The organism is Catenulispora pinisilvae (assembly GCF_015356865.1).
Taxonomy (GTDB): Bacteria; Actinomycetota; Actinomycetes; order Streptomycetales; family Catenulisporaceae; genus Catenulispora; species Catenulispora pinisilvae.
Map to the genome: position 1 here is coordinate 1 of NZ_JAAFZA010000576.1, position 575 is coordinate 575.

The window sequence follows — 575 nt, forward strand, 5'->3', positions numbered from 1 at the left end:
GTCGTCGGGGGCGGTGCGGGGGTCGAGGTCGTACTGGCGGAAGCTGCGGCGACCGTAACCACGGGGGCTGAAGTCGGCGGGCTCTTCGCGGGGGCCGAAGCCACGGCGGCCGAAGTCGCGAGGGCCGGAGTCGGCCGGGGCGAAGCGGGAGTCGTCACCGCGACGGCCGTAGCCACGGCGACCGTAACTGCGAGGGCTGAAGTCGGCGGGCTCTTCGCGGGGGCCGAAGCCACGGCGGCCGAAGTCGCGAGGGCCGGAATCGGCCGGGGCGAAGCGGGAGTCGTCACCGCGGCGGCCGAAGCCACGGCGGCCGAAGTCTCGGGGGCCAGAGTCGCGGGGTCCGAAGGCGTCAGCGGCGGTGGGCAGGTCGAAGCCGCGCCGGCCGTGGCCGCGGCGGTCGAAGTCGCGAGGGGCGAAGGTGTCCGAGGTGTCGCGGGGGGCGAAGCCACGGCGGCCGTAGCCGCGGGGGCCGGAGGCGGCCGAAGCGTCGCGGCGGTTGGAGCCGCGGGGGCTGAAGTCGTCCGAGGTGTCGCGCGGGTCGTTGCCGCGGCGGTCGTTGCCGCGGGGTTCGGAGG

1 pseudogene is annotated in these 575 nt (G+C 76.7%); it reads right to left on the reverse strand.

The features are described from left to right. Positions 1-575: pseudogene (locus tag IZR01_RS49485) on the reverse strand (hypothetical protein); the annotation flags it as partial.